Below are 15,090 nucleotides of genomic sequence, written 5' to 3' on the forward strand. Positions count from 1 at the left end.
GGCGCTTGACGTTGCGTTCGACCTTTCACCCTATAGCGGATGTGACATGACATCTGACTCGACGGCCGCCGGACGGCGGTCGCGGCGAAGGGGGCCAAAGTGCTCAGTTCCATGCAGTCGCCCATCCTGCAGCGCAGGCGCTATGATGGGCTGGGCCGGACAGATGTCTGGCGCCGCGACCTCCAATACGGAGGGGTCACAACGATGGAGGTGCCGGCGGGCGCCACGATTGCCATCACAAATGTCGACGGGGGTGCGGGTGCCTGGCTGAGCGCTCTGGGCGCGGAGGCGCGCACGCCGGGGCTTGCGTGCCTCGATGTGCCGGAGGAGCTGGGCCAGCCGCTGCCGCGCGCGGGATGCGATATGCGCCAGCTCAGCGCGCGGGTCGCGGCGCGGGACGGCGATCTGGCGCGGGCGGTTGCGCTGCACCTTTTCGATGCCGAGACCGAGCCCGGCACGCAATTTGTCACGCGAACTGTCACGGATTGCCTGCTGGTGCTGGGACTGCCGCAGGTGGCGGGATTTCTCGAGACCGGCGGCGGCGCAGCGCTGACGCTGGAGGCGAAACCGCCCGCCGGGCTCGGCGCAGAGGCGCTGCTGCCGGACCCGCTTGGCCGGGTGGTGGACGAGTTCCGCGTGGACCGGGCGACGGCGCGCGCCTACGAGGTCAAGCAGGGCCAGTTCATCCAGATCCTCGATGTCGAGGGGCAGCAATGCTCGGACTTCATGGCGATGCGCGCGGCGAGCCTCGATGCGGGGCTCGAGCGGTACATCGACAGCACCGTCTCGCGCACGATGGTGCGGGGCGCCTATCCCCTCCCGGGGCTGCACGACAAGTTCTTTGACCAGGACATCCGCCCGCTGCTTGCCGTGCGGCAGGACACCGTCGGGCGGCACGACACCTTTGCGCTCGCCTGCACCGCGCGCGGGTACGAAGAGCGCGGCTTTCCCGGTCACATCAACTGCTCGGACAACATCAGCGACGCCTTTGAGCCCTATGGGATCCAGAGGCGGCGCGCCTGGCCAGCGATCAACTTCTTCTTCAACTCGTGGATCGACCCGAGCCATCCGCAGATCGCCGCGGACGAGGCGTGGTCGCGGCCGGGCGATTACGTCGCGATGGAGGCACTGACGGACCTCGTGTGCGTCTCGACCGCCTGCCCGGACGATGTGGACCCGATCAACGGCTGGAACCCGACGGATGTGCACGTGCGCATCTACGAGCAAGACACCGCGATACCGCACGCCGTTGCGTGGCGGGCCAATCCCAAGGACGCTGCCAAGATGACGGCCCATTCGCCTTTTCACCCCCGCACCTCGCAGCTGACCTCGCATTACGCCGTCGCGCGCGATCTGTGGATGCCGGTGGAGTACGGCGCCACAGGCGCGGTGGAGGAGTACTGGGCCTGCAAGAAGGCCGCGACGCTGATGGACATGTCGGGCCTGCGCAAGTTCGACGTGGTCGGGCCGGACGCGCAGGAGCTCTTGCAGCTGTGCCTGACGCGGGACGTGGGCAAGCTGGCGGTGCACCGGGGCTTTTACGCGCTGATGTGCGACGCGCGCGGGTCGGTACTCGACGACGGTACGCTCTTTCGGCTCGAGGAGACGGCGTTCCGCTGGTGTTGCGGGTCCGAGAATTCGGCGCTGCACTTGCGCGAACAGGCGGAGGCGCGCGGTCTCAAGGCGCGTGTGCTGTCACCCGGCGCGCGGATGGCCAACCTCGCGCTGCAGGGGCCAAAGTCGCGCGATATCCTGCGGGAGGTGGTCTTTACCCAGCCCTCACGTCCGAGCCTCGTTGCGCTCAAGTGGTTCGGCTTCACCATCGCGCGGCTCCATAACCGGGACGGGCCGATGTTCATGCTCTGCCGTTCGGGCTTTACCGGGGAGCTGGGCTACGAGGTGTTCTGTGACGCGGCGGATGCGCTCACGATCTGGGACGCATTGATGGCGGCAGGTGCGCCGCACGGGATGGTGCCGATGGGAGGCGCTGCGCTCGACATGCTCAGGATCGAGGCCGGGCTGATGATCGCCGGCGCCGAGTTCGGCCCGGACGCCGACGCGATGGAGGCGGGCCTGGGCTTTGCGGTGAACTTCAAAAAGCCCGACTTCCTCGGCAAGGCGGCGCTGGAACGCAACGCGGCGGCGCCCCGGCGCGCGCTGGTGGGGCTCAAATTCCCGAGCGACGAGGCGCCGGTGCATGGCGATCCGGTGTTTGTCGGGCGCGAGCAAGTGGGGGTGGTGACTTCGGCTTGCCCCTCGCCACAGCTGGGCCACGCGATCGCGATGGCGCGGGTGGCGGTCGAGGACGCGGCGCTCGGGACAGTGCTCGAGGTCGGCAAGCTCGACGGCCATATGAAGCGCCTGCCCTGCGAGGTGGTTGGCCTGCCCTTCCTCGATCCCAATCGGGAAAAGGCGCGGGCTTAGGGGCGTGTACTGAAACAATTCGGTTTGATGATCGCTCAATTCAAAAGCACCCGCCTGACAGGCACTGTCAGGCCGCGCCGTCCCGCCCCCGTCAAACCGTAGGTTTGCCTCCGGCAAAACGGGCGGCGCGATTGCGCCACCCCGCGGGACGGCGCGTGCTCATCCGTGTCAAATCGGCACGCAAAAATCGGTCGACTCAGTCCCTTCCCCGCGGCGCAAAGACCCGCGCCATAAGCGGCGCGCCGAGGATGACCACGAAGATGCGCAGCATGTGATGCGCCACCACAAAGGCGACATCCGCGCCAACGATCAGCGCCAGCACCGTTAGCTCGGCCTGCCCGCCGGGCGCGAGCGCCAGAAGCGCCTCCATCCCCGGGGCGAGGCCGAAACCGTAGACCGCCTCGACCGCCAGAAACGTCAGCACCAGCAGGATCGCGCAGAACCCCAGGCCGGCAATGAGGTCGCGGCGCACTTCCTCCATCGTGATCCCGGCGTATTTGGTGCCGATGGTCATCCCGATAAAAAACTGCGCCGCCCAGATCGCCTCCGCCGGGGGACGGAAGGTCAAGAGCCCGGTCGACGCCGCGGCGCCGGCAAGGATCAAAGGCCCGAGAATCGACGCGCCGAATAGGCCGACGCGGGCGGCGATCTTCCACCCGGCGATGGCGCAGACCACCATGATCGCCAACTGCACCAGAGGGATGTCCGCCGTCGGCGCGCCGGGCGGCTGGCTGAGGTCGGCGCTCCAGATCAGCTTGAGCGCAAACGGCAGCACCGAGACGATCACCAGCACGCGCGTGGCGTGGATCAGCGAAAGCTGGCGGACATTGGCGCCCGCCTCCTCGCCGAAAAGGATCATGTCCTGCAGCCCGCCCGGCATCGTCGCGTAGTAGGCCGTTGGAAAGTCGTACCCGCAGAGGCGCTGGAAATACGGCACGCCGGCAAGCCCGATCGCCCCCACCATCACCGGCACCAGCAGCAGCGTCGGCCACATCGTAGGCAGCGTCACCAGCACCGCCGGCGTGAGCGTGGCCCCCACCGCCACGCCGAGGATCGTGCGCATCGTGGTGTTGAGCGGCGCAATCCCGTCCATCGGCACGCCCGCGAGCGCTGCGGCGAGGCAGGAAAAGATCGGGCCCAGCAGCCACGGCAGTGGCAGCGCCGCAAGGTGAAAGAGCCACACGCCCACCCCGGCGACGACAAAGGCCAGGACCACGGGTTTCAAACCGGGGACCTTGCGGCGGAGAATGTAGGCGAGGGTATCGGCACGAGATCAGCGGTATACAAATGAATACCGCTTGACCAGAGCGCAGGTGCGCCGCCCGGCGCTTTTGAGCGGCAGGTTGCGCTGGACGGACCAGGGCCGCGGCTCTGCCGCAAAGGCTCCGCAGCTTTTCCGCGACTTTGCAAAAAACACGCCTCAATTGCGCGCTACGCCGGTCCAAAGGTTCCGCGTATCGCCGGTGCTTTCCCGTGGTGTGACGGGCGCGACGCCGCGCCTCACCCGCCTGAACCGGCCGCGATGGCCCCCGACACCGGCTTGCGTTTCAAGCCCCCGACTGACCGGAGACACCCATGTCCGTCCTTCTTGTGATTGGCCTTTTGAGCCTCGGCGTCTTTGCCGCCGCATTCGATTTCTCTGGCGACGGAGACGACGACAACGACACCGACTCGGGCGACGGCTTTGCCCAGGACAACGACGACCTGACGGACGGCGGCGACCTGCTGGACGGCGAAGAGGGAGAGGGCGGTTCCGGCGGCTCTGCCGGAGACGACGCGGGTGACGACACAGGCTCGGGCAACGACGACGGCGGAAACGACGCGGGCGGGAACGATGACGCTGGCGACGATGATGATGACGAAGGTGTTTTTGACACCAACGTGATCGAAGTTGGCGACCGCGAGAACATCTTTGGCACCGATGGCGATGACATGATCGTCTTCGACGAAGACGGCGAAGGCATGCGTGCAACCGGCGAGGAAGGCGACGACACGATCAGGGTCGCGGGCGACGGCTTTGCCGACGGCGAAGAGGGCGATGACCTGTTCGTCACGAACGGGGTCGGTGAAACGTTCATCGCCAACGGCGGCGACGGCAACGATACCTTTGTCCTTGGCGGCTCCGGCGGGCTCGAGGCGCGCGGCAACGACGGCGACGACCTGTTCGAGCTGGACGAAACAGCCGATGGATTTGAAATTGACGGCCACGACGGCAACGACACGATCAACTCTGAGGGCAGGAACTCGACCATCTTGGGATTTGGCGGCGATGATGTGATCAACGTCACGAATACCGAATTTCTTGCCTCCGGCGGGGATGGCGACGATACCATCACTTCGTTCGACAGTGGCACGCGACTGAACGGCGGGCCGGATGAGAACCTCTACCGCATCATCGCCGACGCATCGCGTGACGGATCGGTGGACAACGCGATCTTTAACGGCGGCGGAACGGACACATACGAAGTGAACCTGTTCGTCAACGACGAGGACGGACCGGCAGAGAACAACGACGCGGGCACCGTGATGCGGCTGACCGGCTACGCGTTCGGCACAGACCAGATCGTGATCCAGGAAGAACTTTTGAATACCGAAGGCCAGGCCACCGGCCTGCGGATCACCGGCGACATCGTGGTGCAGCAGGTTGCAGACGACCTGCAGGACAGCGAAGTGCTCGTAACCTATGCCAACGACGACGGCAGCCGCGAATTTACCATGCGCATTCTCGTCGAGGGTACGCTAGGCGAAGAGTTCGGGCTCGACGACATCGTCGTGACCTGACGCATGTAGGCTTGCGAATACAAGGACCGGTGCGGCCTGCGGAGCGGCGCCGGTCCTTGGCGTGTCAGGTGAGGCCAGCGACCAGCGCGGGCACGGCGCTCCAATCGTCGAAGGCGGCGGTGTGCGGGATCGCGGAGACCTCTGATTTGCGGTAGCCGTGGGTGAAGAGAAGGAACGGCACCCCCGCCCTTCGCGCGGTTTCGGCGTCCACCTCGCTGTCGCCCACATAGATGCACGGCCCGGCACCCAGCGCGTCGAACGCTGCCCGCAACGGCGCGGGATCGGGCTTGCGCTGCGGCAGGCTGTCCCCGCCCAGCACCACCTTGAAATGCGGCGCGAGGCCGAGGTGCGCAAGCACCGCGTAGGTCGGAGCCTTGGGCTTGTTCGTGCAGATGCCCAGCCGGTGCGCGGTGCCAAGCTGCGCCAGCACCTCGACCACACCCGGGTAGGGATGCGTCAGATCGAAAGCGCTCTCGTAGCGCGCCAAAAACGCAGTGAGCAGATCGGCTTCGGCCTCTGCAGGCAGGTCCCGTGCGCCGCACATCTTAGCGATTAAGACGGGCGCGCCATTGCCGATAAAGCTCTTGGTCTCCGCAAGGCTCAAAGGTGCGCGTCCGGCCTCGTCCAGCAGGCGGTTGGCAATCCCCTGGATGTCCGGCGCGCTGTCGATCAGCGTGCCATCGAGGTCAAAGACGATCCGCGCCATAATACTGGCCCCCCCGTGCATACGAAGCGCGCAAAGTGAACGTACCAGCGGCGAGGTCAAGCGACGTGCGGGCTATGCGCACGGGCAAAAGCGCTCTAGGCTCACACGATGAGTGAAACTCCTGACCCCCGCGAGCCCGCCCTCCCCGGCTGGAGTCACACACCGCGCGTGCCCTTGCAGGTCTCGCCGGTGTTCCGCCGCCCGTTCAAACCGTGGGACATCGTGGCATGGTTCTGGTCGCGATGGTTCTGGGTGTCCGAAAAGCTGCTGCTCGTGGGACTCGCCTTTGTGACCTGGGCGTTCCTGACACCCTCGCTCGAGAGCATGGCGACGCTGGAGCTGTGGTGGATCGGCGCGATCTACGCGCGCAACCTGGTGCTCTTCACCGCGGTCGCGGGCGGTCTGCACCTCTACCTGCACCGCTGGAAGAAGCAGGGCGACCGTCTCAAATTCGACCCGCGCCCGCTCATGCGCAAAGGCAAGCAATTCACCTGGGGCGGGCAGGTGCGCGACAACATGGCCTGGTCGCTCGGCTCGGGTGTGACGGTCTGGACGGGGTACGAGGTGCTGCTCTTCTGGGCGATGGCCAACGGCTGGATCCCGGCGCTCACGTGGGAGATGGCGCCGGTCTGGTTCGTGCTCGTCTTCTTTCTCGTGCCGATCTGGGAGAGCTTTTACTTCTACTGGATCCACCGCCTGCTGCACTGGCCGCCGCTCTATCGGCGTGTGCACGCGCTGCACCACCGCAACATCAACATCGGGCCCTGGTCTGGACTTTCGATGCACCCGGTCGAACATGTGCTGTTTCTTGGTTCGGCGATGATCCACTGGATCGTGCCCGCCGGCCCGGTGCACATCATCTACCACTTGCAGTACCTGACGCTGACGGCGGCCACGACCCATTCCGGGTTCGAGGCGCTGGTGGTGCGCGACAAGGCGCGGCTGGCGCTCGGGACCTTTCACCACCAGATGCACCACCGATATTTCGAGTGCAATTACGGCTCGCTCGAGGTGCCGTGGGACAAGGTGTTCGGCTCGTTCCATGACGGGACGCTGGAGGCGGATGCGGCGATGAAGGAACGCCGGAAGCGTATCATGGGTTAGGCGCGCCGCCGCGTCTGATCGCGCGACCGCGCTTCCTCTCCTGCGTAAGGTGGGCACTGCCCACCCTACCTTCCGCGCCACACCGACGGTCAGTCGTGCAACAACCAGCCGAACACCCAGGTGGCAATCGCCGCCGCGACCAGCTGCACCGCGATGAAGACGGCCACATGCGCGGGGTCGATCCCGGCAAAGGTGTCCGAGAAGGCGCGCGCGATCGTCACCGCAGGGTTTGCGAAAGATGTCGAAGAGGTGAACCAGTAGGCCGCCGTGATGTAGAGCCCGACAGTCACGGGCACCATCTCCGCCCGCGCCTTGAGCGTGCCAAGGATCGTGCCGATGAGACCAAAGGTGGCGACGAACTCGCCCGTCCATTGCCCGATCCCCCAGCGCGCCGTGGTCGAGGCGTCAAAGAGAGGGTGATCGAACATCACATGCGCCGCCCAGACGCCCGCGATCCCGCCGACGATCTGCGCCAGCACATAAAGCCCGCCGAGCCGCGCCGAGATCTCCTTTCGCAGCCAAAAGCACAGCGTCACCGCCGGGTTGAAATGCGCGCCCGACAGAGGGCCAAAGACGGTGATGAGCACCACGAGGATGGCACCCGTCGGGATCGTGTTGCCAAGGAGCGCGATGGCGACGTTCCCGCCCGCCAGCTGCTCGGCCATGATGCCCGAACCCACCACCGTTGCGAGCAGAAAGAAGGTGCCGAGCCCCTCGGCCGCCAATTGCCTTTGCATGTTCGCTCCCGTCCCGTTCCGTACGCGCGGGAATAACGCGCGGCGAATGACACTTCTGTGACAAACGGGCTCAGGGTGCGAGATCAAACGTCGCGTGCATCTGTGCCTGCGTCTCTTCCGACAGGTAGGTCGGGTGATGGGCGGCCAGAAGCTCCCGAGCGCGCGCCTTGGCCCTCGCCCACGCGTCCTGCGCCCCTTCGGCCTCCCAGGCATCCGGCGCGAGGCGGTCGGCCAATGCAGGGTAGAGGTAGTCCCGCTCCATCGCCGCCAGCGTCTGATCGGTGCCGAGGAAATGCCCCTCGCCCAGCACCGCGCTGCGAATGGCGTCCAGCCCCAAGGTGTCCTCCGTCACCTCGATCCCCCGCAACATCCGCAGGACCGCGCCATGCATCTCGTGATCGAGCACAAAGGCCTCGAAACTCGCGCCCAGCAGCGACGCCGTCATGCCCGCGCTCTCGTAAATCAGGTTGCCCCCTGCCAGCGCCGCCGCGCTCGCGGTCAAAGCCTTCTCCATCCCGTGTTGCGCGTCGATGGCCTTGGCGTCGGTCATGGAGGCTGCCACACCCGAGGGCAGTCCCAGCCAGTTCGAAAGCTGCGCGGAGGCTGCGTTGAGGAGCGCGGTCTCCCCGCCCCCGCCTGAAAAAGCGCCCGTTCGCAGGTCGATCACCAACGGCCAGTTCGAGAAGACCATCGGATGGCCCGGCTTGATCACATGCACCATCACGAGGCTCGCCAACGTCTCCGCCAGCGACTGCACAAGGAATCCCGCCAAGGTCGCCGGAGCCGTCGCCCCCGACTGCGCGGCTGTGATGCAGGAGACCGGGACGTTGTGCGCCAGACACCCATAGACCACGTCCACCGCATCCTCGGCAAACCGCAGCGGCGAGATCACCGGGCTGATGTGCGCCTTGAGGAAGGGGCGCGCGCGAAAGGCCCCCTCCCCGCCCGCCACAATGTCGAGCATCTCCACGATCGGATCGATGTGATCGGCGATAGTAAAGGAGGTCGCCACAGGCTTGGTCGTGTGGGTGACCAGCGCGTGCACCGTGTTGAGATCAAGCGCGTAGTTGTCCGGCATATCGGTCGCCACGCAGCAGCGGGTGAACCAGGAAATCGTGTCGAGCGTGTCCTGCAGCCGCGTGAAATCACGCAGGTCCTGCAAGGTCGAGGGGCGGTAAAGCCCGGTCTCCAGATCCAGCGTCTGCACCGCCGCCCCGCCCGTGCCGAAATGCACCGCGTCGCCGCCCACCTCTATGGACCTCGCCGGATCGCGGCCATGCAGGACAAAGCGTTTGGCGGCCTTGTCAATCGCCTCCTCGACCAAAGCGCGGGGATAGAGCACCCGGCCAGTCTCGGCCTCCGACGCGCCCGCGGCCACAAGGTCTCGGCGCAAACGGTCCGGCACCTCGCCCATGCCGAGCGTCTCGAGAAGCTCCAAAGCCCCCTCGTAGATCGCCCTGAGGTCCGGCTCGGACAGAGGCGTGTACTGCCCGCCCCGCTGCCCCGGAGGACAGGGATGCGGGGGACCAGCGGCGCGGTGATCGAGCCGTCCCTTGCGCCCGCCACTGCGTCTCACGGCGCTTCTTTCGGGAAATCGAAAAAGGAATTTCCGCTTTGTATGCTTGACGTTACGCGATTCATGCTTCCCAACTGAACGCAAGTCGGATGAGGAGGCAAGGATGAAAACGCAGACGCGCGTGGCGGTCATCGGGGGCGGGATCGCGGGATGTTCGACGCTCTACCATCTGACGCAGGAAGGGTGGAGCGACGTTGTCCTGCTCGAGCGGGACGAGCTGACGTCGGGCACCACCTGGCACTCGGCGGCGCAGGTCACGAACTTTGGCATGACCCAGACGATGGTCGGGCTGAAAACACACTCGATCCAGCTCTATCAGGAGCTCGCGAACGATCCCGACTACCCGATCAACTACCACCACGGCGACGGCGGCATCCGGCTTGCGAACACCGAAGCGCAGATGGACGGATACCGCCACTTTGCCTCGATGGCGCGCGGGATGGGGGTCGAGTTCGAGGTGATCGACGCCGCCGAATGTGCGCGGCGGCACCCGCTGATCTCGACGGACAACCTCGTCGGCGGGCTCTGGGACCCGATGGACGGCGACATCGACCCCGCGCAGCTGTGCCAGGCGCTGGCCCGCCGCGCGCGAAAAGCCGGCGCGGAGGTCTATCGCAACACGCCGGTCACGGCGCTGCGCCAACGCAAGGACATGAGCTGGGAGGTGGAGACGCCGAACGGCACGATCCACGCTGAGATCGTGGTGAACGCGGGCGGGTACCGCGTGAACGAGATCGCGGCGATGATGGGCGTGCGCCACCCGGTCATGTCGATGGAGCATCAATACTTTGTCACCGACGACATGCCGCAAGTGCGGGACGCCGGGCACCGGATGCCGCTCCTGCGCTGTCCGATCAGCGACTATTATTGCCGGCAAGAGCGGGACGGGCTGCTGGTCGGGTTCTACGAGCAGGACTGCCGGACCTGGGGGATGGACGGGATCGACCCCAAGTTCACCAACGACCTCTGCCCCGATGATCTCGACCGGATCACGGATGTTCTCGAAGGCGCCTTTGCGCGCATGCCCGCGCTGATGGAGGTGGGGATCAAGACGGTGGTGAACGGGCCGATCACCTACTCGCTCGACGGCGCGCCTTTGGTGGGTCCGATCCCGGGCAAGCGCAACGCCTTCTGCATCATCGGGCTCCGTGCCGGCGTGGGTGAAGGGGGCGGTCACGGCTGGCTTCTTGCCCAGCAGATCGTGCACGGCGAGGCGGTCTACGACACCTGGGGGCTCGATCCGCGCCGCTTCACCGGGCACGATTCGGTGGAGCTGACAGCGCTGAAAGCCATCGAGGAATACCAGAACGAGTTCCGCTTCCACTTCCCCCACGAGCACCGCCCGGCGGGCCGTCCGTTCAAGACGACGCCTTTGACTGCTCTGCTCGAAGCTGAAGGCGCGGTGATGACGCAAGTCAGCGGGTGGGAGCGGCTCGACTACATGCGCCCTGCCCCGGATTTTGTCGAAGCGCACAGCTTTCGCCGCACCGATTTGCACGAGGTGATCGCCGCCGAGGTACAGGCGCTGCATAGCGGGGTTGGTCTCACGGAGGTCAGCGGTTTCACCCGGATCGAGGTGACTGGCGCGGATGCGACGGCCTTCCTGAACCGGATGACCTGCTCGCGGATTCCGAGCAAGGTCGGGAGGGTCGCGCTTGTCTACCTTCTGAATGGTCAGGGGCGGATCAAATGCGAGGCGACGCTGACCCGGTTAGAAGACCGAGATGGCGCTCCGCGCTATTGGTACGGGTCGGCGGCGGCTGCCGAAGGGCACGACTTTGACTGGCTTTCTCAGCACATCGCGCCTGGGGAGGACGTGCGCCTGACACCTCTGACCGAGACTCACACGACGCTGGTGCTCGCCGGTCCCAAGGCGCGGGAGGTGCTCTCGGCAACGGCGCGGGGCGACTGGTCGGCAGAGGCGTTCCCGTGGCTTTCGGCGCGTCCTGCGACAGTCGGGATCGCCGATGCGCTGGTGATGTCGGTCAGCTTTTCAGGCGAGCTGGCCTACGAGATCCACGTGCGCAACGCGCAGCTCGTGCCGGCCTACCGCGCGCTCCGGGCTACGGGCGCGGCGCACGGGCTGACGCTCTTTGGCGCGCGCGCGGTGGAGTCGATGCGGCTTGAAAAGAGTTTCCTGCACTGGAAGGCGGATTTGCTGACTGAGTTCACCCCGTTCGAGACCGGGCTGGACCGCTTCGTACGGATGGAAAAGCCTGACTTTGTTGGCAAACCCGCGCTCGAAGCGCGAACTGGCGCAAACCCGGCGAAACGCCTCGTGACGCTCTCAATCGCCTGCACCGACCGCGAAGCGCAGCCGGGCGCGACGGTGCAGGTCGGCAGCGAGGTCGTCGGCACGGTCACCTCGGCCGCCTTTGGTCACCGCACCGGCCTCAACCTCGCGCTGGCTTTCATCGACGCAGAGCAGGCCCGGATCGGCACGCCTCTCACGCTCGATCTCATCGGCGACATCATCCCGGCAGAGGTGATCGCGCCCAACCCCTTCGATCCCGGCATGACGCGTCCGCGGGGATGAGCCGAGGCTTGCACCCGCCCCGCGCCGGGGCTATCACGCCCCTCGCGGCGGGTATGGTGAAAAGGTATCACGCGAGCTTCCCAAGCTTAAGTTACGGGTTCGATTCCCGTTACCCGCTCCAGCTTTGCCATCGCATAGCTCAGCCTCGCACAGCAGCGCCCTTCGCAGCAAAAAAGGCGATGCACAGCGCACCGCCTTTCGGGAAGTCTGTCGCCCGCCGGTTTGCGGGAGCGGTGTCGCCTCAGGCTTTTTGGATAAAGCTGACTGCGTCGCCGAAGGTCTGGATCGTCTCGGCGGCGTCATCGGGGATCTCGATGCCGAACTCTTCTTCGAAGGCCATCACCAGCTCGACGGTGTCGAGGCTGTCTGCGCCCAAATCGTCGATGAAGGAAGCCTGGTCGGTCACCTTGGCTTCGTCCACGCCCAGGTGCTCAACGACAATTTTCTTCACGCGGTCGGCGACGTCGCTCATATGTCTTTCCTCGTTCTAGGTGGGCGCTTGGCCCGGTCTGGCCGCGGCTTGGCCGCGGGGTGTTCTCTCTGGCCCGGATGGGCGTGGCGGCGAGGGCGCCCTCACCGTGGATCGCGCCGCCTATAGCATAGGGAGCGCGCTTGGCAAACGGAAACGCAAGGCGCGCCCCGCGGTAGCTACAACATGGCCATGCCGCCATTCACATGCAAGGTTGTGCCGGTGACGTAGCCGGCCTCGGGGCTGGCGAGATAGAGCACGGCGCTGGCGATCTCCGCAGGGGCGCCCATGCGGCCGGCGGGGATTTGGCCGAGGATGGCGCCTTTCTGGTCCTCCGTCAGCTTGTCCGTCATCGCCGTCTCGATAAAGCCCGGCGCGACTGCGTTTACGGTGATGCCGCGGCTGGCGACCTCGTAGGCGAGGGATTTCGACATGCCGACCATGCCGGCCTTGGAGGCAGCGTAGTTGCCCTGTCCGGGGTTGCCCGTGGCGCCCACCACCGAGGAGATGTTGACGATCCGTCCCCAGCGCGCCTTCATCATGCCGCGCAGGACGCCCTTGCAGAGCTTCATCGTGGCGGTGAGGTTCACGTCGATCACGGACTGCCATTCCTCGTCCGACATCCGCATGAAGAGGTTGTCGCGCGTGATTCCGGCGTTGTTCACGAGGATGTCGACGGCGCCCATCGCCTCGATGGCTTGTTTCGGGAGGGCCGCGACGGCGTCCGCATCGCTGAGGTTGCAAGGCAGCACGTGCGCGCGCGCGCCCAGCTCGGCGGCGAGCGCCTCGAGCGGGTCCGTGCGCGTGCCCGAAAGGCCGACAGTAGCGCCGGCGCCGTGCAGGGCACGGGCGATGTCGGCGCCGATCCCGCCTGAGGCGCCGGTGACGAGGGCGGATTTCCCGGAAAGGTCGAACATGTGAGGCTCCGTGTGTGGTCGGGGATGGGTGCGAGCACCCATCCTACGGGGTGAGGCGCTGAGGGGTAGGATGGGTGGTTCCACCCATCCCGGTTCAGCTTGTGGCGGCGGTCACGTCTGCAGGCGTGCCGATCTGTTTGCAGGCGATGTTGCGGTCAATGCGGCGGATCATACCCGAGAGAGCCTTGCCCGCGCCGACCTCCCAGACTTCCGTGACGCCCTCGGCGGCCATCCACGCCACCGACTCGCGCCAGCGCACGGCGCCGGTCACTTGCTCTACCAGCAGCGAACGGATGGTTGCGGTGTCGGAGACCGCCTCGGCCACGACATTGGCCACCAGAGGCACCGCGGGGCGCTGCATGTCCACCTCTTCGAGGGCGCGGGCCATGACGCCGGCCGCCGGCTCCATCAGCGCGCAGTGGAAGGGGGCGGAGACCGGGAGCAGCATTGCCCGTTTCGCGCCCTTGGCTTTGGCGATTTCGACGGCACGCTCGACGGCGGCCTTGTGGCCGGAGACGACGACCTGGCTCGGGTCGTTGTCGTTGGCAGCCTGGCAGACGTCTCCCTCGGCGGCCTCTTCGGCGACGGCGCGCACGGTGTCGTAGTCGAGCCCGAGGAGCGCCGCCATCGCGCCGACGCCCACTGGCACGGCCTCCTGCATCGCCTGCCCGCGGGTGCGCAAGAGGCGCGCGGCGTCCGCAACGGTGAGCGTGCCGGCAGCGGCGAGCGCGGAATATTCCCCGAGCGAGTGCCCGGCGACAAAGGAGGCGGCTTCGACCGTGACCCCCTCGGCCTCGAGCGCGCGCAGCGCAGCGAGCGAGGTGGCCATGAGCGCGGGCTGGGCGTTCTGCGTGAGCGTGAGGGTTTCGATGTCACCCTCCCAGATCAGGCTGGAGAGCTTTTCGCCAAGCGCCTCGTCGACCTCGTCAAAGACGGCGCGCGCGGCGGGATAGGCGTCCGCCAGGTCCTTGCCCATGCCGATGGTCTGGGCGCCCTGCCCCGGAAACACAAAAGCCTTCACGCGGCTCTCCCCTCTTGGTGCTCACTCGTTGGCCGCGTGTCTTAGACGGGAGCGGGCGTGCGAACAAGGGAAAGGGCGATTGGGGTGGGTTTGGAGGCGAGTGGGAGACTGGAGGACTCTAAGGAGTGTCGCTCCCGAAATCCACGATCTAAGTGATGACAGCAGGTTTCAAATACACCAATCGTTCACGCGCCGCCCCAGGGGGGCGGGTCGGCGCGGCCTGACGTGGCCGTCAGGCGGACGCTTTGAACTAAGCAGCGTAAGAAGGTGGAGACGCGCAGGCGTCAGCTCTTCCGCACGGTCAGGCTCAGCGCACCGGCGATGGTGAAAAAGCAGGTCAGGCCCAGCTTGATGACCGCCAGCTCGGCGGTCCAGTCGACGCCCGGAAACGCCCAGAGGCCCAGCGCCGCGACCATCAGGGCAACCCCGACGATGCGCGCCATCCAGCGCACGAACTGCGCGGTCTGGGTCAGCTCGGGGGCCGGCTGCGGGCGCAGCGACTCGTCCCCGCGGTAGCTCTCGAACAAAGCCTTCTGGCTCAGCACGGCACGGGTTATCGGCTTTTTGGTCATCGCGGTCCCCGTGGCAGCTGTGCCCGAAGGCAGGGTGGCAGTCGTCATGGAAGTCATGGCAGTCATGGCAAGCACTCCCGTCATCTCGCTCGTTTACCTAGATTGGCGCCAATCCGGGCACATCGCGGGCAGCAACCCGGCTTTCGTCGGGTTCTTTGACGGTTTTTCACCGGCGCGCTTGCGGCAAAACTGTGGCCGGGCCTCTCCCGGACTTCTAAACGCTTGCACCCATGGGCGGCACGTGTAG

Annotated in this window: 12 protein-coding genes and 1 tRNA gene; 5 read left to right on the top strand and 8 right to left on the bottom strand. The window is 66.3% G+C overall.

Annotated elements, in window-relative coordinates; genetic code table 11:
• Positions 1-99: 99 nt before the first annotated feature.
• On the top strand, positions 100-2,424 hold the full coding sequence (locus ACU0B3_RS10875; RefSeq protein ID WP_446260877.1) for a DUF1989 domain-containing protein: 2,325 nt from the start codon (positions 100-102) through the stop codon (positions 2,422-2,424).
• Positions 2,425-2,620: 196 nt separating this feature from the next.
• Here ACU0B3_RS10875 and ACU0B3_RS10880 read toward each other — a convergent pair whose 3' ends face one another.
• Positions 2,621-3,649 carry an AbrB family transcriptional regulator gene (locus tag ACU0B3_RS10880; protein WP_446260878.1) on the bottom strand — a complete coding sequence of 343 codons (1,029 nt, stop codon included), beginning with the start codon at positions 3,647-3,649 and terminating at the stop codon, positions 2,621-2,623.
• 350 nt (positions 3,650-3,999) lie between these two features.
• Between ACU0B3_RS10880 and ACU0B3_RS10885 the strand changes: the two genes are divergently transcribed.
• A complete protein-coding gene (locus tag ACU0B3_RS10885) occupies positions 4,000-5,205 on the top strand; it encodes a calcium-binding protein (RefSeq protein WP_446260879.1) in 1,206 nt (401 codons plus the stop codon).
• Between the two features lie 64 nt (positions 5,206-5,269).
• Here ACU0B3_RS10885 and gph read toward each other — a convergent pair whose 3' ends face one another.
• The gene (gene gph / locus ACU0B3_RS10890; RefSeq protein WP_446260880.1) at positions 5,270-5,911 is read right to left on the bottom strand and encodes a phosphoglycolate phosphatase; all 642 of its coding nucleotides are present in this window, start codon (positions 5,909-5,911) and stop codon (positions 5,270-5,272) included.
• Positions 5,912-6,019: 108 nt separating this feature from the next.
• Between gph and ACU0B3_RS10895 the strand changes: the two genes are divergently transcribed.
• Positions 6,020-7,015 carry a sterol desaturase family protein gene (locus ACU0B3_RS10895; protein WP_446260881.1) on the top strand — a complete coding sequence of 332 codons (996 nt, stop codon included), beginning with the start codon at positions 6,020-6,022 and terminating at the stop codon, positions 7,013-7,015.
• Positions 7,016-7,104: 89 nt separating this feature from the next.
• Here ACU0B3_RS10895 and ACU0B3_RS10900 read toward each other — a convergent pair whose 3' ends face one another.
• Complete coding sequence (locus ACU0B3_RS10900; RefSeq protein ID WP_446260882.1) at positions 7,105-7,752, bottom strand: aquaporin; 648 nt, start codon at positions 7,750-7,752, stop codon at positions 7,105-7,107.
• 70 nt (positions 7,753-7,822) lie between these two features.
• Positions 7,823-9,328, bottom strand: coding sequence for a trimethylamine methyltransferase family protein (locus ACU0B3_RS10905; protein WP_446260883.1), 1,506 nt, complete (start codon positions 9,326-9,328; stop codon positions 7,823-7,825).
• Between the two features lie 103 nt (positions 9,329-9,431).
• Between ACU0B3_RS10905 and ACU0B3_RS10910 the strand changes: the two genes are divergently transcribed.
• Both ACU0B3_RS10910 and ACU0B3_RS10915 read left to right on the top strand, forming a co-directional pair.
• On the top strand, positions 9,432-11,864 hold the full coding sequence (locus ACU0B3_RS10910) for a GcvT family protein (protein WP_446260884.1): 2,433 nt from the start codon (positions 9,432-9,434) through the stop codon (positions 11,862-11,864).
• A 47-nt stretch (positions 11,865-11,911) separates the two neighbouring features.
• Positions 11,912-11,985: transfer RNA gene (locus ACU0B3_RS10915), tRNA-Gly, on the top strand.
• Between the two features lie 120 nt (positions 11,986-12,105).
• On the opposite strand, the gene ACU0B3_RS10920 is transcribed toward ACU0B3_RS10915, so the two are convergent.
• The 4 genes from ACU0B3_RS10920 to ACU0B3_RS10935 form a co-directional block, all read right to left on the bottom strand.
• Positions 12,106-12,336 carry an acyl carrier protein gene (locus tag ACU0B3_RS10920; protein WP_446260885.1) on the bottom strand — a complete coding sequence of 77 codons (231 nt, stop codon included), beginning with the start codon at positions 12,334-12,336 and terminating at the stop codon, positions 12,106-12,108.
• Positions 12,337-12,512: 176 nt separating this feature from the next.
• Positions 12,513-13,250, bottom strand: coding sequence for a 3-oxoacyl-[acyl-carrier-protein] reductase (gene fabG, locus ACU0B3_RS10925; protein WP_446260886.1), 738 nt, complete (start codon positions 13,248-13,250; stop codon positions 12,513-12,515).
• A gap of 94 nt (positions 13,251-13,344) precedes the next feature.
• Positions 13,345-14,271, bottom strand: coding sequence for an ACP S-malonyltransferase (gene fabD, locus ACU0B3_RS10930; RefSeq protein WP_446260887.1), 927 nt, complete (start codon positions 14,269-14,271; stop codon positions 13,345-13,347).
• Positions 14,272-14,555: 284 nt separating this feature from the next.
• Positions 14,556-14,891 carry a hypothetical protein gene (locus tag ACU0B3_RS10935; RefSeq protein WP_446260888.1) on the bottom strand — a complete coding sequence of 112 codons (336 nt, stop codon included), beginning with the start codon at positions 14,889-14,891 and terminating at the stop codon, positions 14,556-14,558.
• Between the last annotated feature and the right edge of the window lie 199 nt (positions 14,892-15,090).

The sequence above is a fragment of the Pseudaestuariivita sp. genome, assembly GCF_052825805.1.

Excerpts from the sequence above, each read along its gene's own strand:
- ACU0B3_RS10885 (WP_446260879.1), top strand. The coding sequence starts at position 4,000 with ATGTCCGTCCTTCTTGTGATTGGCCTTTTGAGCCTCGGCGTCTTTGCC.
- gph (WP_446260880.1), bottom strand. The coding sequence starts at position 5,911 with ATGGCGCGGATCGTCTTTGACCTCGATGGCACGCTGATCGACAGCGCG.
- ACU0B3_RS10895 (WP_446260881.1), top strand. The coding sequence starts at position 6,020 with ATGAGTGAAACTCCTGACCCCCGCGAGCCCGCCCTCCCCGGCTGGAGT.
- ACU0B3_RS10900 (WP_446260882.1), bottom strand. The coding sequence starts at position 7,752 with ATGCAAAGGCAATTGGCGGCCGAGGGGCTCGGCACCTTCTTTCTGCTC.
- ACU0B3_RS10910 (WP_446260884.1), top strand. The coding sequence starts at position 9,432 with ATGAAAACGCAGACGCGCGTGGCGGTCATCGGGGGCGGGATCGCGGGA.
- ACU0B3_RS10920 (WP_446260885.1), bottom strand. The coding sequence starts at position 12,336 with ATGAGCGACGTCGCCGACCGCGTGAAGAAAATTGTCGTTGAGCACCTG.
- fabG (WP_446260886.1), bottom strand. The coding sequence starts at position 13,250 with ATGTTCGACCTTTCCGGGAAATCCGCCCTCGTCACCGGCGCCTCAGGC.
- ACU0B3_RS10935 (WP_446260888.1), bottom strand. The coding sequence starts at position 14,891 with ATGACGACTGCCACCCTGCCTTCGGGCACAGCTGCCACGGGGACCGCG.